The organism is Gemmatimonadota bacterium, assembly GCA_016719105.1.
Lineage (GTDB): Bacteria > Gemmatimonadota > Gemmatimonadetes > Gemmatimonadales > Gemmatimonadaceae > SCN-70-22.
In genome coordinates this window covers 208,549-228,920 of sequence record JADKAQ010000003.1, presented here as the reverse complement: position 1 = coordinate 228,920, position 20,372 = coordinate 208,549, and the positions used below count along the sequence as shown (strand labels likewise).

Below are 20,372 nucleotides of genomic sequence, written 5' to 3'. Positions count from 1 at the left end.
GCGAGACGCGGTACTGCCGTCCAGCATCGGTGCATTCTGGTGCCCCACCAATCGAAAACGGAATCGTCGTCTCCGGATTGAAGGGGTTTGGGAAGTTCTGCCCAAGGGACGACCCCGACGCCGGATCTCGACTCGATTGTTGTGTCACCTGGGCCGCTGCGGACCGTGTTACCAACGCGCAGAGAGCAAGCACAACCAACCGTGCTGCCCATCGTAGCGTCATGTGTGCTTCTCCAACTGACAAAGAAGAGGTGCGGGAGCTAACTCCTGATGGCGGTTTACGTTTCGGAACTTGGCGCGAACATAGGAATCGGCATGGGTCGTGTCAAGAAAGCAGTCCCCGCACTCACGACACCAGTACCCTACCCTCAGACCGCCGTTCCGTGATGCGTTGCCGATCACAGTACTCGAGCAGCGGGATGAGGTACTTCCTCGACGTGCCAATCATTTCGCGGAGCTCGGCCGGTCCGTACACCTGCCCGGGGATCATGCCGTGCCGAAGCCGATCGATCAACTGGTCCAGCGTATCGGACGCGTAATACCGATCGCCTTCTACCTGAACGACGAGCCGTTCCCGTTCCAAGATACGCAGGAGAGGGACTGGGTCGTTGCCCTCGCGCTCGCTACGAAGTTCCGACACGGCGGGAGGCTCGCTCCCCGACGCCCGGAGACGCTCGAGCAACCAGTCACGCTCTCGAACCACCGCGTCGTCCATCACCGGAGTCCACCCCGGCCGGCGGACGCCGCCCCCCCCTGACTCAAGCACCCCTCGGGCAAACAGACTCGCCAGACCGAGCGTCGCGATCTCCTCGTCAGACACGACCGCCGCGCGAAGGGTTGCCCTCGGCATCCATGCCTCCAGCGGAGAGCGTGCGTGATAGCGCTCGACGGCCTCGAGCAGCCGTTCCGCGAGCGCCTCGACGATACGTCGCAGGTAGAGTCTTCCCGCGTTCTCGAGGAGGCGCTCGTCGCGCGCGAGCAGTGCCCGACACTCGTCCGCAGGGAGACCAAGGCGGACCGGGAGCTGGCGGAGCTCGATCCCACGCTCCCCGGCTTCATCGGTCAACCGGAGCAACCGTTCCTCGACGCTGAGCCCAGACGGCCAGGGACGCGCCCGGCGCTGAGTGGGCGAGGGATCGACGATGATCCCACCGCCAATGGTGGTGGGAGGTGACGGAAGGCGCAGGACGAAACGGTCGCCAGCGCGCGCGACGATCGGGGTGTCGAGGACGAGCCGTGCCCCCCGCGCCCCCCCTGGGGTGAGCGCTCCACCGGCGACGACGACTCGGGCCCCAACCTCGCTGGTCCCGAGGTGGAGACGGACCCACTCTCGAGGACGCAGCGGACGCGCCGCGTCCTCGAGGAGCGCCACGTCGCCCCGGAGGAGTCGCGAGGCGGTCCATGCCCCCTCCTCGACCAGGACGCCCCCTCGCGACACCTCCTCCACTCCCACGGCGGCGAGGGCGATCGCCCCACGCATCCCCGGCGCGAGCACGGTCGTGGCGGCCCCGTGGTGCTGCACACCGCGCACGCGTACGGCGCGGTCGGCCGGAAAGAGGCGAAGCGGCGTCTCGGCAGAGACGGACCCGCTCCAGACCGTCCCGGTGACGACGGTTCCCGTACCCTTGACGCTGAAGGCCCGGTCGACGGGCATCCGGAAGAGGTCGTGCGACGAGCGGACCGGCAGGGCGACGAGCTGTCGTCGGAGTTCGTCGCGAAGCGCGGCGATCCCTAGGCCGGTGACGACGGAGGTCTCGAGGATCGGTGCTTCCTCGAGCGCGCTCCCCTGCAGCACCGCGTGCAGGTCGTCGCGCACCAGCGCCACCCAATCGTCGTCCACCGTGTCCCGCTTGGTGAGCACCACGACGCCGGCGCGCACGCCGAGCAGCGAGAGGATGGCCAAGTGCTCTCGCGTCTGGGGCATGACCCCCTCGTCAGCCGCAACGACGAGGAGCGCGAGGTCGATGCCGGTCGCCCCAGCCAGCATCGTCCGCACGAAGGCCTCATGTCCCGGCACGTCGACCAGCCCGACCGTGCCGAGGCCGTCGAGCGCCAAGGGGGCAAAGCCCAGCTCGATGGTGATGCCGCGCCGTTTCTCCTCGGGGAGGCGGTCGGTGTCGACGCCGGTCAGGGCGCGCACGAGCGCGGTCTTGCCGTGGTCGATGTGGCCGGCGGTTCCGATGATCATCGCCCGTCGCCGACCGACGCACCCATGCCGTGTTCCCAGCTCTCGAACGCGCGCAGCGCGCGCCCGTCGCCCAGGTGATGCTCGAGAAACTCGCGCAGCAGGCGCAGGTGGGCGCGACGCATCGCGCCCTCGTGCACGGGATACGGGACGCCGGAGGTCCACGCCCGCAGCGCCGCCCGGGCCTCGGGAGGAAGGGCTCGTCCTCGCGGAAGCACCGCCGCGCACTCGCGGCAGGCGCTCCCCCCCGCGGACGGGGAGAAGTCGACGACACCGGTGTCGTCGAGGGTGCGATGGCAGCGGCAGCAGCTGTCGAGCGCGGGAGCGAAGCCTAACGTGGCGACCAGGTGCCACGCCCCGGCAATCCCGACATCGCGCGCCTCGCCGTGGGGGGCGGCGGCGATCGCGTCCAGCGCGGCGGTGAGCACCACATAGAAGTCACCGGGCTCGTCGCCGTCGGCGAAGCGCAGCGCCAGTTCGGCCAGCGCCGACGCCGCCCCGAAGCGCTCGAGGTCTTGCGAGAGGGCCACGCGCGCGCTCCCGAGATCAAAGCCCGACAGCTGCTGCAGCTCGCGACCAGGGCGCGTCTGGATCTGCGCCACGCCGCTGGCGAACAGGTCGAGGCCGAGCCCGAATCGCCGGTTCGACGAGCGCGCGCCGCGCGCGATCACCGACTGAAGGCCGGCGTCGCGCGTGGCGAGGCGAAGAATGCGGGAGCTCTCGAGGTAGTCGAACGCGTGGAGCACCACCGCGTCGGTCGTGACGAGCGGCATTCCCCAAGATACTCGGCGCGCCACGACTCCGGCGCGCCCCGCCCGACCTGCCCTTGGCGCCTCAGCGCAGCGTCCCCACCCGGACGCCGGCGAGCAGCACGCGCCCCGGCGCGCGGAAGTTGGCGATCTCCTCGTAGCCGGCGCCGAAGGCGTTCTCCAGTCGCACGGTCAACGCCGTCGAGCGCCAGAATCCCGCCCCGGGCGCCAGAGCGTACTCTCCGCCGATGTCGGCACGGGTGTACGCCGCCAGCTCGACGGCCGTGGCCGGGAAGCCCGAGAAGTCGCGGTCGTCGCGCACGCCGACCCGCGTGAGCGCGAGGTCCAGCCGCGTGTGCGGCAGGCGTTGCAGCTGCACCCCACCGGACACCGTGAGCGGCGGACGACGCAGGAGCCGTCCGCCTTGCACGAACGTCGCGCCGGCGCCGGACTGGAAGCCGGCGTCGTCGACGCGCGTGCGGAGCGCCGTGGCGTTCCCCCAGAAGGAGACGCCGCGCGCCGCCTCACCACGCAGCTCGACCTCCAGTCCCCGCGACGAGGCGGCGGCGACGTTGAAGTAGTTGGGGGTGGTGGGCGACACGTACGTGTACTGGATGAGGTCGCGGAATCGCTGGTCGAAGAAGGTCACCGCGAGCTGCAGCCGCTCGCCTGCGAGGCCCTGGTCGATGCCGACTTCCCAGGCGCGCGACCGTTCGGGGGTGAGCGCCGTGTTCCCGACCGAGAAAGCGGTCGAGAAGGTCTCGAGGAAGGTCGGGGCCTTGAAGCTCGAGCCCAGCGCCGCGCGGGCGCGCCCTCCCTGCCAGAGGCGCGTGGCCACGCCGGCACGCGCGGTGCGAAAGGCGCCGTACGTGTCGTTATCGTCGTAGCGGCCACCCACCGAGAACGAGACACGTCCCACGTCGCCCACCCACTGCGCGACCGCCGCCCGCGTGACGCGCGATGCTGCGAACCGGTTGAGCGACACGTCGTAGTTGGAGCTGTCGGCGCTGCGCTGATGCTCACCGGCATACTCCACCGCGAGGGAGATCGCGTGTCCGTCGAGGGGGCGCATGACGAGGCGCGCCTCGGCGCCGCGGCGCCGCACCGCCCCCCGCGCACGGTATGCGTAGAAGCCGAGCGTGTCCCCTGCACCATCCGACGGGTCGACGGTGCGCCCGTGCACCTCGAGGGCCGACAGTGCGAGGCTCCCCTGCACACGCGCCCCAAACATCCGCGACAGCTCGGCGGCGCTCGAGAAGCGGCGCTCGCCGCGGCGCGCATTGCGATCGACGACCGCCCCGGCGCCGTCGGTCGGATATCGAAAGGCGTTGTCACTGTGTCGCACCGTCAGCATTCCGCGCACGCCGCCAATCACCGCGTCGCCGCGCGCACTGGCGACGTCGTTGCGATAGGCGTTGTTGAAGGGGAGCATCCCGTTGGTCGCATGATGAGCCACCCCCAGCGTCGCGCTCCCCAGTTCGCCACGCGTTCCCACGCTCGCCTCACCCACGCGGGCACCATACGTCCCCGCGCGCACCGCGAGCGACGACTGCAGGCGGTGTTGCGCCTGACGCGTGAAGAGCTGGATGACCCCGGTCACCGCATCGCTTCCGTAGAGCACGCTCGCCGGGCCACGCACCACCTCAATGCGCTCGATGTTGTCGACGGTGAGCGCCCCCAGGTCGATCGCGCCACCCGGATCGTTCATCGGCACGCCATCCACGAGCACTCGCACGTAGTCGCTTTCGCCACCACGCAGGAAGATCGACGACTGCGCCCCGTTGGAGCCGGCGCGCGCGAGCGAGAGCCCGGGAACGGAGCGCAGTGCATCAACCACGTGCGTCACCCCCGCGGCCCGCAGCGTGGCGCCGTTGAGGACCGTGACGGCAGATGTCGTCGCCGAGATCGGGCGCTCGAGCCGATCGGCCGTCACCACGACCGAGGGGAGGCGCGTGGTGTCACGCGACGCCTGCGCCCCCACCGCGAGGAGCGGGACGCACAAGGTCGCGCCGACATGCACGACGGCGCGAGCGAAGAACGGAAGCAGCGGTCGGCGCGCGGCGGGACGGCCGACACGCGCGAGCCGCGAGGACTCGCGCGGGACACCAGGCGCACGCATGAGGGACACGGAGACAGGCATGGGGAGCGGCAATCGTTAGGGAAGCGGTGCGTGTCGCTTGCGAAGAGGGACCAGCGTCGGTGCACCGACGGCCGGGTCACGCGAGACCACGAGTGGCCACTCGTAGACGCGCTCGAGCGTCTCACCACGCATCACGTCGCCGGGCGCTCCCTCGGCGACCAGGTGGCCGCGGGCGAGGAGAACGACCCGGTCGGCGAAGCGCGCGACAAGGTTGAGTTGGTGACTGATGACGACGACGCAACGACCGGCGTGCGCGAGCGCGGCCAACAACTCGAAGCAGGCCATCTCGTGGGCGATGTCGAGAAACGTCGTGGGTTCGTCGAGGACGATGGCGTCGGTCGCCTGCGCCAAGGCGCGGGCCACGCGCACGCGCTGCCACTCGCCCCCCGACAGCGCGTCGGTGCGGCGGTCGGCGAGGGGGACGACGTCGGCCTCGCGCAGCGCGCGCTCGGCCGCGTCGAGGTCCTGCGGCGATGGCGGCGACCAGGCGTGCTGCCAGGGGAATCGCCCCAGCGCCACGTAGTCGCGCACCGACAGGGGGAAGGCCGGTTCCTCGCGCTGCGAGACGACGGCAACGCGACGGGCCAGGTCGCGCCGGGACAGGAGCGCCGTCGCGGTCCCGTCCACGGTCACGCGTCCCTGCTGCAGCGGGATGCGGCCCAGCAGCGCACGCACGAGCGTGCTCTTGCCACTCCCATTGGGTCCGACGACCGCGGTGAGTTGCCCGGGAGACGCCGTGAAGCTCACCCCCGCCAGCGCGTCGCGGTCGCTGCCGGGATAGCGCACGCGCACCTGGTCGAAGGCGATCATCGCCCACCTCGCAGCCGCCAGAGGAAGAACGGAACGCCGACCAGAGCGGTCACTGCGCCTAACGGGAGTTCGGCGGGGGCACGCACCGTGCGCGCGGCGAGGTCGGCGCCAACCACGAGGATGGCCCCGCAGAGCGCCGCGGCCAGCAGGACCGGTCGGGCCCGGCCGCCAGTGATGGAGCGCGCGAGGTGCGGGACCATCAAGCCCACGAAACCAACCAGCCCCGCCACGGCCACCGTCGCCGCCGCCAGGAGCGAGGCCAGGACGAAGAAGCGCCGCCCCACACGCGCGGCATCGATCCCTAACGAGTCGGCGGTATCGCCGCCGAGCGCCAGCACGTCGAGCCCGCGCGCCTGATGTACGAGCCATGCCCCGATCACCGCGAGCATCGCAGCGAGCAGGACCACGTCGCGCCATCCCGCCGCGGCGACGGAGCCCATCATCCACCAGAGCGCATTGCGCGTGACATCGGGGGCGGCGGTGGCCATGACCACCATGATCGCGGCGTTGGCGAAGGCGCCCACGACCACCCCAGACATCAGGAGCAGGCGCGTGTCGCCCAGTCCTCCGGCGGCGTGGGCGATGGCGAGGACCGCCGCAACGGCGCCGAGCGCGCCGACGAAGGCCGCCAGCGCGATGAGCGGCGGCGCGCCAACGCCCGCCGCCACGGCAACGACGGCGCCGACGGCGGCCCCCCCCGACACACCCAGGAGATACGGTTCGGCCAGCGCGTTGCGCAGCGTTCCCTGCAGGACGCTGCCACTCATCCCCAGCGCCGCACCCACCAGCATCGCCAGCAGCACGCGCGGCAGGCGAACCGCGCGCACGATGGCGACCGTGGCCGTATCGCGCCCGTCACCGACGAGCGCCCCCCAGATATCGGCAGGTGCAATGTTCGTCGCCCCCAGCATGAGGGCGAGCACACCGGTCACCACGAGGAGCAGGAGGAGCGCCCCCCACCGTGCGCGACGCATCAGGGGAGCACCGCGCCGGGGTGGAGCAGGCGAGCCAGCGATCGCGCCGCTTCACCGAGACGCATCGAAGGTCGCGCCACGAGGGCGGTGTCGTACGCCAGCACGCGTCCCTGCTGCACGGCGCGCAACGCCTGCCACCGTGCATCGGCGGCGAGTCGCGTGACCTCGAGCGGCCCCGCAAGGATCGCATCCGGGTCGCGCCGCACCAGGTCCTCGAACGACACCTGCGGCGACTGTTCCGGACGGTCGGCATACACGTTTCGCCCCCCGGCGATGTCGACGAGTTCGGACAGGAAGCTCCCACCGCCGATGGCCATGAGCGGGTTGTCCCAGACGTGCAGGAAGACCGACGGACGTGGCGCGCCCTGCATGGCCACGCGCACGCTGGCGAGCGAACGACGCACGCTGTCGACGGCGGCGCGCGCCGCCTCGTCGCGCCCGGTGAGCGCCCCCAGGACCCGCACGCATCGTTCGAAGTCGGCGATCCGATCGACACGCAACGCCACGACGGTGATCCCCGCGCCGCCGAGCGCCGCCGCTGCCGCGCGGTTGTCACCGCTGGCGTACAGCAGGACCAGGTCGGGGCGTGCCGCGAGCACCTGCTCCACACTCGGCCGAATGGCATCGCCGAGTGCCGGGACGCGCCGCGCGGCTTCCGGCCACTGGTCCCATCGCGACCGCCCCACGATCCGATCGCCCACGCCTAACGCGAAGAGGATCTCGGTGGTGGTCGGGTTGAGGGAGACGATCCGCTGCGCGGCACCCGGCACGACGGCGACGCCGTAGTCATCGCGGGTGAGGTCGATCGTGGCGCGGTGGGTGGTATCGGCCTGATCGCCGGTCGAGGTGTCACCCGCGCGGCACCCGACGGCGCACGAGACGAGGACCGTTCCGAGTGCGAAGCGGATCACGCGCCGCATGCGGCGATGGATCGCGGGCTCTCCCGACAACAAAAACGCGGACATCCGCACCTGTGGTGATGGGGAATGCCCGCGATCGCACGCACGCCATGACTGGCGTCACGTACCCCACGAGCCCTCCCCCGAGGGCTCATTTGTGTGGCACGGACGACGGTCGTCTCCTGGCTCCGGGCCGTCCATTCGCCTTCCCGACAGGTGTCAGTGGCGTGATGAATGGACGTGTGTTCGCCCGTTACAGTGGCGGGGCCGCACCGGCATCACACCGGTTTCCGTCTCCGCCGTCCGCAAATCAGTTGTAGGGCCAACCTACCGGACTCGAGTCCGACGCGCAAGCGCGTCCACGAGTTCGGCCTTTCGGGCCGCACGATAGCCCTGCAGTTCAGCACGCAGCTCGGCACGCTGGTCGGGATCGCGCGCGAGCAGTGCGTCGACGGCCGCGACGTGGCGTGCCAACTGCACCACCTCGACCGGCAATGTCTCGCCCTGCCCTCCCTCGTCCGACACGGCTGCCACCGCCCACGCGGTCGATCCGTGCGTCCCCGGCGCCGGCGTCCGCTCCGTCGAGCGACTCGGCGCGACGGCCGCCGCGGTGGGGCGCGACGCCTCGTGCGCGGGCGATGGCACGCGCGAGGGCGCGCGCGAAGGGGCGCGGCGCGCCACGACGAGGATCACGCCTAACGTGACGAGCGACAGCACCAGTGGCAGCACCCACGTGGGCACCGACGTCCCACCGATCCCCTTCGCCACGCCGAGCGTCACCACAGCGGTCGCCGGCGCACTTTGCCCGAGGTACCGCGTGAAGGTCTTGCCATCGACGGTCACGCCGCCCTGGCTCTTGAGTCCTCCCCCTTCCGCGGTCGCCCCCGGCTCCTCGAGCAGTACCTCGAGCACCGAGACATCGCGCTCGAGTGGCACCGACACCGGGAAGACGGACGCCGGCAGTTCATACGTCAGGACGAGCTGACGCAGCCCGGGCGAGAGCGGCGCGTAGACGTCGGCCCGTCCGTCGCGCACCTCGACCGCGCCGTCCGACATCTCGCCCTGCGACGCCCGCACGTTGCGCGCCCCATCCGGCAGCAGCAACGAATACGTCGCGCGATTTGCGGCCCCGGCCACGCGCGTGACCACCGTGTCGTTCTCGATCTCCAACACGTCGATCACGGAGCGCACGCCGTCGGCGTTGGGTGACGACACGACGAGGTGGCGCCCTTGCAGCTGGAGACGCACGTCGGCCGACGTCGTGTCGTACACGACGATTTCCGAGGGGCCGCCCGCCACCTGCCCCGCCTGCATCGGTTGCGAGAAGTAGGCGATGCCTCCGTAGCGCGCCGACGCGAGGTACATCGACAGCGAGTCGGGCGATGCAACACGAAACGCGAAGGTCCCCTTCGCATCGGTTGTCATCGAATCGATGGGCCCGGCCTCCCGCGAATTCACACGATGCAGCGTCACCAGCTCGCGTGCCACGACCCGCGTGCCGTCGAGCGTCTGTCGAACCACGCTGCCGCGCACCGAGAGTGGCGCCTGCGCATGCACGCGCCGCGCGCCCCCCACCGTCGCGACGAGCGCCAGTACTCCGGCGCCGACAGCGCGCGCCACGGCGCGAGCCCCCGAGATGGTACGACGAATCGTGCACGCCGAGCGCGGCGCCAGTGCGCACATGCGCTGGGCGGTTGGAGTCACCGGTTGCACGTGCCCGTCAGAGGTGAAACTTCCCGAAATCCTCGGGACGGAGCCCCGAGAGGTACTGCTTCAACTGCTCGGCCGTCATTTCGTCGGTGCTCTGCACGGGCGGCACCTCGGGGAGGATCCCTTCCTCCTCCGTCTCTTTCGCCTCCTCGCCGGGGAGCGCCAGCAACGACTCGTCGGCGTAGATCGGCGCCGGCACGCGCAGCGCGATGGCGATGCTGTCTGACGGTCGCGCGTCAATGCGATACTGCTCGGCATCGCGATCGATGTGCAGCTCGGCGAAGTACGTCCCCTTGTGCACCTTCGTGATCTGGATGCGACGCACGACACCGCCGAGCCCCACGATCAGTGCCTTGCACAGATCGTGGGTCAGCGGCCGGTCCTTCTTCACATGGTTCATCTCGAGGAGGATCGACTCGGCCTCGGCCTGGCCGATCCAGATGGGGAGCACGCGTTCGCCCCCCGTCTCACGCAGGATGACCACGTACGTGTTGGTGCTCCCGTCCAGTCCCAGGCGGGCAACCGCCACCTCCACCATCGTGCTCATGCGCCCTCCTCGTCTGTGCGCCTTAGCGCACGGCGCGCTTCAGGTCAGCCACCTTGTCCAGGCGTTCCCAGCTGAACGTCGTCGCGGCCTGCTTGCCACGCCCCACCTTCTGCGGCGTCCGACCGAAGTGCCCGTACGCCGAGGTGGGCGAGTAGATCGGCTTGCGAAGGTCGAGCGCATGCATGATGTCGCGCGGGGTGAGCTTGAACACCTCGCGCACCGCCTGCGTGATTTTCGTGTCGCTGACGGTTCCCGTGCCGAACGAGTCGACCATAATGGAGACCGGCTCGGCCACGCCGATGGCGTAGGCGAGCTGCACCTCGACGCGGCTCGCGAGCTTGGCCGCCACGATGTTCTTGGCGACCCAACGCGCCGCGTACGCCGCCGAGCGATCGACCTTGGACGGGTCCTTCCCGCTGAAGGCGCCGCCGCCGTGACGTCCCATGCCGCCGTACGTGTCGACGATGATCTTGCGCCCCGTGAGGCCGGCATCGCCATGCGGGCCGCCGATGACGAAGCGGCCGGTCGGGTTGATGTACTTCTTCATGCGCCTGGCGCGCAATTCCACCGGGATCACCGCTTCGATGATCTCCTTCGTCACGCCGGCATGCAGCTTGGCGTTGGACACCGTGTCGGCATGCTGCGTGGAGATGACGACCGTCTCGATCTCCACCGGGCGGCCGTCCTCGTACAGGACGGTCACCTGCGACTTGCCGTCGGGGCGCAGCCACGGGAGCGTACCGTCGCGACGACGCTCGGCGAGCGCCTCGGTGAGGCGATGGGCGATCGTGATCGGAAGCGGCATCAGCTCCGCCGTCTCGTCGCAGGCGTACCCGAACATCATCCCCTGATCGCCGGCGCCGCCGGTATCGACCCCCTGCGCGATGTCGCGCGACTGGCGCCCGATCGCGTTGAGGACGCCACACGAGTCGGCGTCGAAGCCGATGCCGGCCTCGGTGTAGCCGATGCGCTTGATGGTGTTGCGCACGACTTCCCGCAGGTCGACCCACGCCGAGGTGGTGATCTCGCCGAAGATGGTCGCCAAGCCGGTCGTCACCATCGTCTCGCACGCGACGCGCGAGTGCGGGTCGCTCCGCAACAGCTCATCGAGCACGGCGTCGGAGATGGCATCGGCCACCTTGTCAGGGTGCCCTTCGGTAACGGATTCGGACGTGAAGAGGTGACGTTCGGCCACGGAGGTCTCGCGCGGTTTGGCGTGGGAAGGTGCCGATCAGGTGGGCCGGGAGGGGGCCCGCCCGATCAACATTAACGACACGAATTGGAGCGAAGCAACGGACAATCCCTCGCACTAGTCGTGCCGTCGCCCGACCTGGTACCTCGTGCGTCGACGCGATCGCCCGCCGGCCAGCGGACTACTGGAGCACGTTGTCCCGCAGGAAGGCCGCATCGCCGAATGCGGCCAGCAGGCGGTACTTGAGCTGGCGCTCCGCCTCGGCCGCCGTCCGGGCCTGCATCGCCGCCGTTGCGGCTTCGGCCGCAAAGGAGGCGCTGAGCCCGCGCACGATGCGCTTGACGAGAGGAACGGCGCGGGGGTTGACGCTCAACGTACGCAGGCCGAGCCCGATGAGGGCAAAGGCCATGAGGGGCTGCGACGCCATTTCCCCGCAGACCGAGACATCGAGCCCGTGCGCCGCCCCGACCTCCACCGTCCGCTTGACCAGCCGCAACACTGACGGGTGCAGCGGGGTGAAGCGACTGGCGAGGTTGGCGTTGCCGCGATCGACGGCCAACGTGTACTGCACGAGATCGTTGGTCCCGATCGAGAAGAAGGCCACGTCGTCGACGAAGGCATCGGCGCCGATCACCGCTGCGGGCGTCTCGATCATGATGCCCAGGGGGACGGCGCGCTTGAACGGGACGCCGCGGCGCTCGAGTTCCTCGGCGCTCTCGTCGAGCAGGCGGCGCGCCTCGCGGATCTCGTCGAGCGAGACGATGAGCGGGAGCATGATGCGCACGTCGCCGTGCAGGGCGGCGCGCAGGAGGGCCCGCAGCTGCACCTTGAAGAGCTCGGGCTCGTCGAGGCACATGCGGATGGCGCGCCAGCCGAGGAACGGATTGGCTTCCGCGGGGAAGCCGCCGATGGGGAGCTTGTCGCCCCCGACGTCGAACGTGCGGATCACCACGGCGCGCCCGCCGAAGGCCTCGACGACGCGCGTGTAGGCGCGATACTGCTCCTCCTCGTCAGGCATGGCCGCGCGCCCGACGACGAGGAACTCCGTGCGCATGAGCCCCACCCCTTCGGCCCCGCTGTGCGCGGCCTGTTCGGCCTCGTCGGGGAGGTCGACGTTCGCGCGGATCGTGATGCGCACGCCATCGGTCGTGATGGCATCGCCCTCGGCCCCCTTGAGGAGTTCGGCCTCGGTCTGCGCCTCGGCCACCGCGCGGTTGCGGAAGGTGTCGATCTCCGCCGCGCTCGGGTTCACGATGAGGATCCCGCTCGACCCGTCGAGGACGACGTACTCATCGCCCCGCAGGCGCGTGACCGCATCGCGCAGGCCAACGACCGCCGGCAGGCCTAACGAGCGGGCGAGGATGGCGACGTGCGACGTCCGCGTCCCCGACTCGGTGGCGATCCCGGCAATCGCCTCGCGGTCGAGTTGCACCGTGAGGCTCGGCGTGAGGTCGTGCGTGACCAGGATCGCGTTGGTCCCCTTCGGGACATCGACGGGGTCGTGATCGGGGAGGCCGAGCAGGACCGAGAGGACGCGGATGTGCACGTCGGTGAGGTCACCGACGCGCTCGCGCATCATCGCCGACGTGGCCTTGGCGAAATGCTGCCGCCATTCCAGGAGGACGAGGTCGAAGGCTTTCTCCGCCCCGAGGTTCTGGCGGATGTACGACTCCACCCGCTGCGCGAGCTCCTGGTCCTCGAGGATCGTGATCTGCACCTCGAAGATCGCCGCCTCCTCGGGACCGGCATGGCGCTCGGCGCGATCGCGCACGCCACGGAGGCGCACCTTCGCCTTCTCGATGGCGTCGTGGAAGCGCGCGATCTCGCGGTCGACGTCCTCGTCGGGAATGATGTGGTGCGGAACGTCCGGCACCTCCCACCGCAGCAGGTGGACGGGACCGAGGACGATGCCCGGTGACGCGGAGATCCCGACGATGGCGCGATCCATGTCGTCAGCTCTCGCCGAACTTGTTGGCGATCAGGAGGGCGATGGCCTCGAGCGCCTCGGCGGCGTCGGGACCATCGGCGCGAAGTTGCACCTGCGAGCCGCACTCCGCGGCGAGCATCATGACCCCCATGATGCTCTTGCCGTTCACCTCGAGGTCCTCGCGCGCCAGCGTGATGTGGCTCTTGAAGCGCCCTGCCGTCTTCACGATCTCGGCGGCCGGGCGGGCGTGGATCCCGTTCTTGTTGACGATCTCGACGAAGCGTTCGACCATCAGCGGAGCACCGAGTAGAGGGCAAAGAGCGCGAGCAAGCCTAACGACCATTTCCAGGCCTCGATCCGGCCGTGCAGCCGCGACACGAGAAACCCACCCACCAGGACCGCCGCCAGGACCTCGCCCTGGGCCAGGCGCCCGCCGCCGACCAGGCGCTGCACCACCAGCGGCAGCGCGACGCCGGCCACCAGCGCCCCCGCCCTCGCCAGGTGCAATGGCCCGTGCCGCAGGACCGGATTGCCCAGCGCGCTGGCCACCCGCAGCCCGTCCCGCCATCCGACGTTGATCCCCCACACGCGGAGGGCGACGTGCCCGGCGTTGTACGATATCAGGAACGTGAGCATCGTGCCCCCTGCCCCCGCCCCGAGGGCGAACGTCAGGAGGGCGACGAGGGCACACAACGGGAGCCAGGCCGCCCACACCAGGCGGTCCCCCACGCTGCCCAGGGGTCCGCACATCGCCGTCCGGAAGCGCTCGATCTTGGCCGGGTCGACCCCGTCGAGCTCCGCGCGGGCCAGCGCTCCCACCGCGACCGCCGCGAGGTACGGATGGGCGTTGAAGTACTGGCTCTGCCGCGCGAGCGCGGCCCGGTACGGATCGCCTCCCACCCCGCCGGGGAGACGTCGGAGCGCCGGTTCGACGCAGAAGCCGATCCCGTTCCCCACCAGCGTCTCGTAGTTCCACGCCCCCTGGATCGCCAGCATGCGCAGAAGGATCGCGGCGCGGGTGTGCAGCGGCAGGATCACCGTCGCCGACGTGGTCATCGCGCCACCCCCAGCAGGAGGAGGCCTAACGCCAGCCCTCCCAGCATGTACCACCGCGCCCCGGGGACCACGTGAAAGACCTTGTGCGTGGCCGCCGCCGCCACCACCCCGGCCAGCGCCATCAGCACGCCACGCGTCAGCGTCTCCGGTGTCTGCCACCGGGCGACCGCGAACTGCAGCAGGGGGACACCCAGGCTGATCCCGATCGCCGTCATCAGCCAGCCGCGCGCCAGGTCGGCCGTCATGCCGTAGAGCTGGAGGCCGATCACGGTGCGACGCGATCCGCGGGCGACCGCCTCGTGTCGTTCGCGCGCCCATCGCGCGTTGAGGCGGCGCAGCTGCACCATCGACCATCCGCCCACCCACGCCCAGGCCAAGGTCACGACCACCGCCAGCAGCAACGCACCGGCACCGCGCGCCGCCGGAAGCGAGACCAGCGCCCCGCCCACCGCCGACGACGAGCCCCACTCGGGATAGCGCGACGCCCCAACCGGGAGCGACTCGAGCGCAAAGCACTCCAGTGTCGCGCCGAGCAGGAGCCCGGCCTCCGGCGCGCCGAGGAAGGCCCCGGTGAGCGTGGCGCCCACCAACGGACGCGAGATCATCGCCTGCGGAAAGCTGACCACGTCGAGTCCGAGGACCGCGCCCACGACGGCCACCGCCCCGATCTCGATCGGGTTCATCGGTTCCCCTCGCCCGAGAGGACTTCGTCCAGCGGGAGCGGACGCGCGGCCGGGACGTCCTGCGCCGTGACCACGACGCCCCCCTTGGCGAGCTCGCGCAGCGCGCCCTCCTCGGCCGGCGACAGGAAGACGTAGCGCAGGCGCTGCACGCGCCCCGGCTTGTGGTGGATGCCGCCCAGGTTCACCGACGGGATGGCATGCGTGGCTTGCACCAGCTGCGCCATCGTCGCGATATCGCCCGTGAGCAGGAGCCCGGGGCGCGGATCGGCCTGGTACTTCGCCAGGTGCAATGCCGCGGTCTCCAACGACTCGAAGTGGACGTCCATCTCGGGCGGGACGCCCATGCGATAGAGCTCCTGCTCCCAATCGCTGGTCGCCACCTCCTCGTCCACCAGCACGATGAAGCGCAGGTCGAGCGGCTGTCCCCACCCGACCACGACCTGGCCATGGATCAGGCGGTCATCGATGCGATAGAGATCAAGCCCCACGCGCCCCTCCGCCGATCGCCCCGCTCCCCGCGACCGCGAGCGCCTTGCGCCCTTTCTCCACCGCCTCGCCCGCCGCCGCCGCCGGATCGTCCGATTCGGTGAAGACGAACTCGAGCAGCGCCGCGAGGTTCACGCCCGTGACCACCGCGAGGCCCGGCCGGTCGCGTTGCAGCCGACGGGCCGCCATCGTGCAGCTCCCGGCGGGCAGGTCGGTGAAGACCACCGAGACGGCCGACCCGCCCTCCCCCTCCGCCGGCGCCCCCACCTGCTCACGGATCACGCGCTCCACGTCCTGCGCGCTCAACCCGCGATTGGTGATGGGGATGAACACGTCGTCGCGCCCGGTGATCTGCACCACCGCCGACACGATCCCCGCCGCGAAGTCGCCGTGCCCGGCGACGATCGCCCGCCGGCTCCCGGCGCTACTCATCGTCCTGGATCAGGTAGCGCCGCACGTCGGCGGCCTTCTGCTGCATGTGCCCCATCAAGCGTTGGTTGAACGACTCGGCGGGGTTGATCCCGGCATAGCGCAACAGGTGGTTCATGGCGATCACCTCGGCGATCACCGTGATGTTCTTCCCGGGGTTGAGGTAGACCGTGATGAGCGGCAGCTCGACTCCGAGGATGGACGTGAGTTCGCCCTCGAGTCCCGTGCGCTCCACGACCGCATCCTCCGTCCATTCCATCAGCTGCACGACCACCTCGATGCGCTTCTGCTGGCGCACCGAGCGAATGCCGAAGATCGCCGGGACGTCGATGAGCCCGACGCCGCGAATTTCCATGTAGTGCCGTTGCAGGTGGTGCCCGCTCCCGATCAGGATGTCGTTCCCGCGCCGCCGCGCGATGACCACGTCATCGGCCACCAGGCGGTGGCCACGCTCCACGAGGTCGAGCACGCATTCCGACTTCCCGATCCCACTGGCGCCGGTGAACAGCACCCCCACCCCGTACACGTCGGCGAGCGAGCCATGCAGCGTCGCCGTGGGGGCGAACATGTCCTCCACCAGCGGCTTCACGCGCCGGTAGAACTCGTTGGTCTTGAGCGGCGACCGGAAGATCGGCACGCCGGCGGCGACCGCCACCGCCAGCATCGGCTCCGCCAGCTCCAACCCCTTGGTCACGAAGACGCAGGGGATGGGAAACGAGAAGAAGAGTTGCAACTGGCGGGACCGGTCCTCGACGGAGAGCGACGACAGGTACGTCATCTCGGTCTCGCCAAAGACCTGCGGGCGCGCGTGCATGAAGCGCGCAACGAAGCCGGCAATCGACAGCCCCGGACTCGACAAGTCGGAGTTGGAGACCTCGCGCTCGTGACCGAAAGACCCGCCGAGCTGTTCCAGCTCCAACGGGTCCTTCAGCCGCTCGAACAGGCGACCAACGCTGACGGACTTGGTCACGCGTTCACGTGACGCTGCCACTTCACCTTCGGGCCGCGCCGCGCGTGCCCCACCTGCGACTCCAGGTGAGCCAGCGCGATCTTGAGCGCCGGGCCGTAATAGCGGGCCATCCCCTCGGAGACGAGGTCCCGCTGCCCCGCCGTATTGATCCGGATCTCCACCCGGCGCGTCGGTCCATCCTGGTGAAAGCGCACCGTCGCATCGACCGCGCGGTCGAGGCGCTGTGACAACTTGGCGAGGCCGCGCGAGGCCCGCTCCTTCATGCGATCGGAGATGACCGCATTATGCGCATGATATACGACTTCCACGACGTCTATCCTCCGGTCTTCTGCAGTACACGCATCAGGTGCGTCTCGGTCTCGATCGCCGAGCGCTCCCACGTGAATTGTTCGGCAAACTGACGCGCCGCATACCCAAGGGTATCGACCAGTGACGGGGCAGCCGCCAGTCGCGCCATCGCCGCGGCCAGCGCCGCCACATCGCCATGCGGGACGAGATAGCCGGTCTCGCCGTCCCGAACCGACTCCCGGATTCCGGGCGAGTTCGACGCCACCACCGGCGTCCCGCACGCTGCCGCTTCGAGGTTCGTGATACCCCACCCCTCCTTCGGGGACGTGAAGGCGAGCGCCCACGCCCGGCGCATGAGCGACACCTTCTCGGTCTCGCTGATGCGCCCAAGAAACCGTACGCGATCGCCAAGGTCAAGCGATTGGGCCAGTCGCTCGAGCGCGGGGCGATAGTCGCCGGCTCCCGCAATCTCCAGTCGCGCCCTGGGATCCCCGAGTCGGGCGAATGCCTGAATGATGAGGTCGACTCGCTTATAGCGCTTGAGTCGCCCCAGATACGCGAAGAGCGGGGTCGGTGAGCGGGTACCGGCCGCCGGTGTGTACGACACGGAATCGATCCCGCAGTAGATGACCTCGATGTCGCGCCGCGCCACCCCGCGCTGCTCGAGGTCGTCGGCGGTGCTCTCGCTGATGACCTCGAAGGGGACGCCGCGATACACGTGCGGGATCGGGCGCTCGGCGAGCCAGACCATCGCCGCCAGCGGAGCCGGTACCTCCTGGAACGCCGTTCCTCCGAAGAGATGCGGAACGACGGCGACGACCGGCGTCGCGCCCCAGCGCGGCGTATGCAGCGGGACCTTGTTGATGTCCTCGACGATGAGGTCGAAGCCCGCGCCCGCAAAACGGCGGCGCCAGGCTCGTCGCGCCAGGAAGGGGAAGGTGTAGCGCGTCCCGACACGGACGACGTGCATCCCGTCGAGCGTCGCTTCGCTCGGGCACCCTGGCCATCCGCCGCACAGCAGCGTGACGTCGTGGCCGCGCGCCGCCAGGCGACCAAAGATCTCGTGCAGGTGGATCTCGGCCCCCCCGGCCTGCGGATTCTCCCGGTCCTGCCAGTTCACGACCAGGAGCCGCAACTAGATCCTCCCGAGCTGCCGCGCCAGCGCGTCGAGGACGCCGTTGACGAAGCGGGCGCTCTCCTCGCTCCCGAATCGCTCGGTGAGGAGGACCGTCTCCTGGATGGTCACGCGGGGGGGCGTCGGCTCACGCTCCTCGCTCCCGTTGTACATCAACTCCGCCGCCCCCAGGCGCAACGCCGCCCGCTCGATGGCCCCCAGGCGCTCGAGGCGCCAGTTGGTCGTGAGGTCGGCGAGCGTCGTGTCGATGGACGCCCCATGCGCCTCGAGCATCCGGACGAGCGGTGTGGCGAAGGCGCGCTCCTCCGCACCTAACGCCATGTCGTCCCAGACGCGCTGCGTGACGCCGACGATCGTACCCTCATGCGCCACGTCCCAGGCGTAGAGCGCCTGCAACGTCCGGGCGCGCGCGCGTCGGCGCAGCCGCTGGTCAGCCTTCGTCAGCGGCATCGAGTCGGCCGAAAAGGTCTGCCATCTCGAGCGCGGCGAGCGCCGCGTCCCATCCCTTGTTCCCGTGTGCCCCGCCGGCCCGGGCCTCTGCCTGCTCCATCGTGTCGCACGTGAGCACGCCCATGGCGATGGGGAAGTCGAGGTCGGCGCTCGCCTGCATCAACCCGCGCGCGCACTCCCCGGCGACGTAGTCGAAGTGCGGAGTGTCGCCGCGAATCACCGCGCCTAACGCGACACACGTATCGTAGCGATCGCTCCCCAGCGCCCGCCGGGCGGCGAAGGGAATCTCCCACGCCCCGGGGACCCAGAGGACGTCGATGTCGTCGAAGGCAACGCCATGACGGGTGAGTGCGTCCAGCGCTCCCTCCACCAGCTTCTGCGTGATGGTTTCGTTGAAGCGGGAGACGATGACGGCGACGCGCCGCCCGGTCCCCGTGGCCGAGCCGGTGTATTCGGGCATCCGATGTGTCAGGTGTTGAGCAGGTGGCCCATCTTGGTGCGCTTCGTCTCGAGATACGAGGCGTTCTCCTCGTTGCTCGGCGCGGCGATGCGCACCCGATCGACGATCTCCAGGCCGTAGCCCTTGAGCCCCACCAGCTTCATGGGGTTGTTCGTCATCATGCGGATCGACGTAATCCCCAGGTCCAGGAGGATCTGTGCGCCCACGCCGTAGTTCCGCAGGTCGGACTTGAAGCCGAGCTTCTCGTTGGCTTCGACGGTGTCGTGTCCCTGATCCTGCAGCTCGTAGGCCCGCAGCTTGTTGAGGAGCCCGATCCCGCGCCCCTCCTGGTCGAGGTAGACGATGACCCCCTTCCCCTCCTCGGCGATCATCTCCATCGCCTTGTGCAGCTGCCAGCCGCAATCGCAGCGTCGCGAGTGGAAGACGTCGCCCGTGAGGCACTTGGAGTGCATGCGGACCAGGACGTTCGTGCCGTCGCCAAGGTCGCCGTACACCAGCGCCACGTGTTCGCGATCGTCGACGTCGTTGCGGTAGCCGACGATGCGCCAGCCGTCGCCCCCCAGGTCGTTGGGGAGGCGCGCCTCAGCGGCGCGATGCACCAGGCGTTCGTTGGTCAGGCGGTGCGCGACGAGGTCCGAGACGGTGATGAAGGTGAGCCCGTGCGACGCCGCAAAGGCGTCCAGCTCATCGCGCTTCATCGTGCGCCCGTCTTCGTTGAGGATCTCGCAGATCACCCCCGCCGGCTGCATCCCGGCCAGCCGGCACAGGTCCACCGCCGCCTCGGTGTGCCCCACGCGCTGCAGCACGCCGCCGTGGCGCGCCTTGAGCGGGTGCACGTGACCGGGGGTGCGCACGTCCTCGGCCCCCTTGGTCGGGTCGGCGGCCAGGCGAAGCGTGATGGCCCGGTCGGAAGCGGAGATCCCCGTTGAGACGCCGTACTTCGGCGCCCCGTCGATCGAGACCGTGAACGCGGTCTTCATCGACTCGGTGTTCTCGCGGGCCTGCATCGAGAGGCCAAGGTGGGCGACGCGTTCGCTCGGGAGCGCCACGCAGATCATCCCCTTCGCCTTGAGCATGAAGTTGACCATCTCGGGCGTGACCATCTCCGCCGCGCAGATGAGGTCCCCCTCGTTTTCACGATCCTCGTCATCCGCGACGACCACGAACTTGCCGTTACGGAGATCCTCGATCGCCTGCTGTACGGTGCCGAATGCCATGGGAGAAACGTAACCCGTTGGGGGGCTTGGACAAAACGATCCGTCTCCCTGCTGGACGCGCCGGT

The 20,372-nt window shown here is 69.9% G+C and carries 21 protein-coding genes and 1 riboswitch; all 21 genes read right to left on the bottom strand.

Annotation, left to right across the window (positions count from 1 at the left end; genetic code table 11):
- Window positions 1–346: 346 nt before the first annotated feature.
- The 21 genes from selB to IPN47_07655 all read right to left on the bottom strand — a co-directional run bounded on the left by selB (window position 347) and on the right by IPN47_07655 (window position 20,307).
- Window positions 347–2,188 carry a selenocysteine-specific translation elongation factor gene (gene selB, locus IPN47_07755; GenBank protein MBK9407937.1) on the bottom strand — a complete coding sequence of 614 codons (1,842 nt, stop codon included), beginning with the start codon at window positions 2,186–2,188 and terminating at the stop codon, window positions 347–349.
- Complete coding sequence (gene recO / locus IPN47_07750; protein ID MBK9407936.1) at window positions 2,185–2,958, bottom strand: DNA repair protein RecO; 774 nt, start codon at window positions 2,956–2,958, stop codon at window positions 2,185–2,187. The genes selB and recO overlap by 4 nt, the downstream gene beginning before the upstream one ends.
- 61 nt (window positions 2,959–3,019) lie before the next feature.
- The gene (locus IPN47_07745) at window positions 3,020–5,074 is read right to left on the bottom strand and encodes a TonB-dependent receptor (protein MBK9407935.1); all 2,055 of its coding nucleotides are present in this window, start codon (window positions 5,072–5,074) and stop codon (window positions 3,020–3,022) included.
- 15 nt (window positions 5,075–5,089) lie between these two features.
- Window positions 5,090–5,884, bottom strand: a complete 795-nt coding sequence (locus IPN47_07740; GenBank protein ID MBK9407934.1) for an ABC transporter ATP-binding protein — start codon at window positions 5,882–5,884, stop codon at window positions 5,090–5,092.
- Window positions 5,881–6,858 (bottom strand): iron ABC transporter permease, encoded by a 978-nt coding sequence (locus IPN47_07735; protein ID MBK9407933.1) that lies wholly within the window; start codon window positions 6,856–6,858, stop codon window positions 5,881–5,883. The genes IPN47_07740 and IPN47_07735 overlap by 4 nt, the downstream gene beginning before the upstream one ends.
- Window positions 6,858–7,823, bottom strand: coding sequence for an ABC transporter substrate-binding protein (locus IPN47_07730; GenBank protein ID MBK9407932.1), 966 nt, complete (start codon window positions 7,821–7,823; stop codon window positions 6,858–6,860). Before IPN47_07730 ends, IPN47_07735 begins: the two co-directional genes overlap by 1 nt.
- A gap of 88 nt (window positions 7,824–7,911) precedes the next feature.
- A riboswitch (cobalamin riboswitch) is annotated at window positions 7,912–8,100 on the bottom strand.
- On the bottom strand, window positions 8,085–9,461 hold the full coding sequence (locus IPN47_07725) for a hypothetical protein (GenBank protein MBK9407931.1): 1,377 nt from the start codon (window positions 9,459–9,461) through the stop codon (window positions 8,085–8,087). (Overlaps the previous riboswitch by 16 nt.)
- Window positions 9,462–9,477: 16 nt before the next feature.
- A complete protein-coding gene (locus tag IPN47_07720) occupies window positions 9,478–10,014 on the bottom strand; it encodes a bifunctional nuclease family protein (GenBank protein MBK9407930.1) in 537 nt (178 codons plus the stop codon).
- A 22-nt stretch (window positions 10,015–10,036) separates the two neighbouring features.
- On the bottom strand, window positions 10,037–11,209 hold the full coding sequence (locus tag IPN47_07715; GenBank protein ID MBK9407929.1) for a methionine adenosyltransferase: 1,173 nt from the start codon (window positions 11,207–11,209) through the stop codon (window positions 10,037–10,039).
- 178 nt (window positions 11,210–11,387) lie between these two features.
- On the bottom strand, window positions 11,388–13,154 hold the full coding sequence (gene ptsP / locus IPN47_07710; GenBank protein MBK9407928.1) for a phosphoenolpyruvate--protein phosphotransferase: 1,767 nt from the start codon (window positions 13,152–13,154) through the stop codon (window positions 11,388–11,390).
- 4 nt (window positions 13,155–13,158) lie between these two features.
- Entirely contained in the window at window positions 13,159–13,425 is a 267-nt protein-coding gene (locus IPN47_07705) for an HPr family phosphocarrier protein (protein ID MBK9407927.1), read from the bottom strand.
- Entirely contained in the window at window positions 13,425–14,189 is a 765-nt protein-coding gene (locus tag IPN47_07700; protein MBK9407926.1) for a PTS system mannose/fructose/sorbose family transporter subunit IID, read from the bottom strand. Before IPN47_07700 ends, IPN47_07705 begins: the two co-directional genes overlap by 1 nt.
- Entirely contained in the window at window positions 14,186–14,872 is a 687-nt protein-coding gene (locus IPN47_07695; GenBank protein MBK9407925.1) for a PTS sugar transporter subunit IIC, read from the bottom strand. Before IPN47_07695 ends, IPN47_07700 begins: the two co-directional genes overlap by 4 nt.
- Window positions 14,869–15,360, bottom strand: coding sequence for a PTS sugar transporter subunit IIB (locus IPN47_07690; protein ID MBK9407924.1), 492 nt, complete (start codon window positions 15,358–15,360; stop codon window positions 14,869–14,871). Before IPN47_07690 ends, IPN47_07695 begins: the two co-directional genes overlap by 4 nt.
- On the bottom strand, window positions 15,350–15,790 hold the full coding sequence (locus IPN47_07685) for a hypothetical protein (protein ID MBK9407923.1): 441 nt from the start codon (window positions 15,788–15,790) through the stop codon (window positions 15,350–15,352). The genes IPN47_07690 and IPN47_07685 overlap by 11 nt, the downstream gene beginning before the upstream one ends.
- Entirely contained in the window at window positions 15,783–16,757 is a 975-nt protein-coding gene (gene hprK / locus IPN47_07680) for an HPr(Ser) kinase/phosphatase (GenBank protein MBK9407922.1), read from the bottom strand. The genes IPN47_07685 and hprK overlap by 8 nt, the downstream gene beginning before the upstream one ends.
- Window positions 16,754–17,065 (bottom strand): HPF/RaiA family ribosome-associated protein, encoded by a 312-nt coding sequence (locus IPN47_07675; protein MBK9407921.1) that lies wholly within the window; start codon window positions 17,063–17,065, stop codon window positions 16,754–16,756. Before IPN47_07675 ends, hprK begins: the two co-directional genes overlap by 4 nt.
- 5 nt (window positions 17,066–17,070) lie before the next feature.
- On the bottom strand, window positions 17,071–18,180 hold the full coding sequence (locus IPN47_07670; protein ID MBK9407920.1) for a glycosyltransferase family 4 protein: 1,110 nt from the start codon (window positions 18,178–18,180) through the stop codon (window positions 17,071–17,073).
- The gene (nusB, locus tag IPN47_07665) at window positions 18,181–18,630 is read right to left on the bottom strand and encodes a transcription antitermination factor NusB (protein MBK9407919.1); all 450 of its coding nucleotides are present in this window, start codon (window positions 18,628–18,630) and stop codon (window positions 18,181–18,183) included.
- Complete coding sequence (locus tag IPN47_07660) at window positions 18,611–19,090, bottom strand: 6,7-dimethyl-8-ribityllumazine synthase (GenBank protein ID MBK9407918.1); 480 nt, start codon at window positions 19,088–19,090, stop codon at window positions 18,611–18,613. Before IPN47_07660 ends, nusB begins: the two co-directional genes overlap by 20 nt.
- A gap of 8 nt (window positions 19,091–19,098) precedes the next feature.
- Window positions 19,099–20,307: a bifunctional 3,4-dihydroxy-2-butanone-4-phosphate synthase/GTP cyclohydrolase II gene (locus IPN47_07655; protein ID MBK9407917.1), complete on the bottom strand. Its 1,209-nt coding sequence runs from the start codon at window positions 20,305–20,307 to the stop codon at window positions 19,099–19,101.
- Window positions 20,308–20,372: the final 65 nt, after the last annotated feature.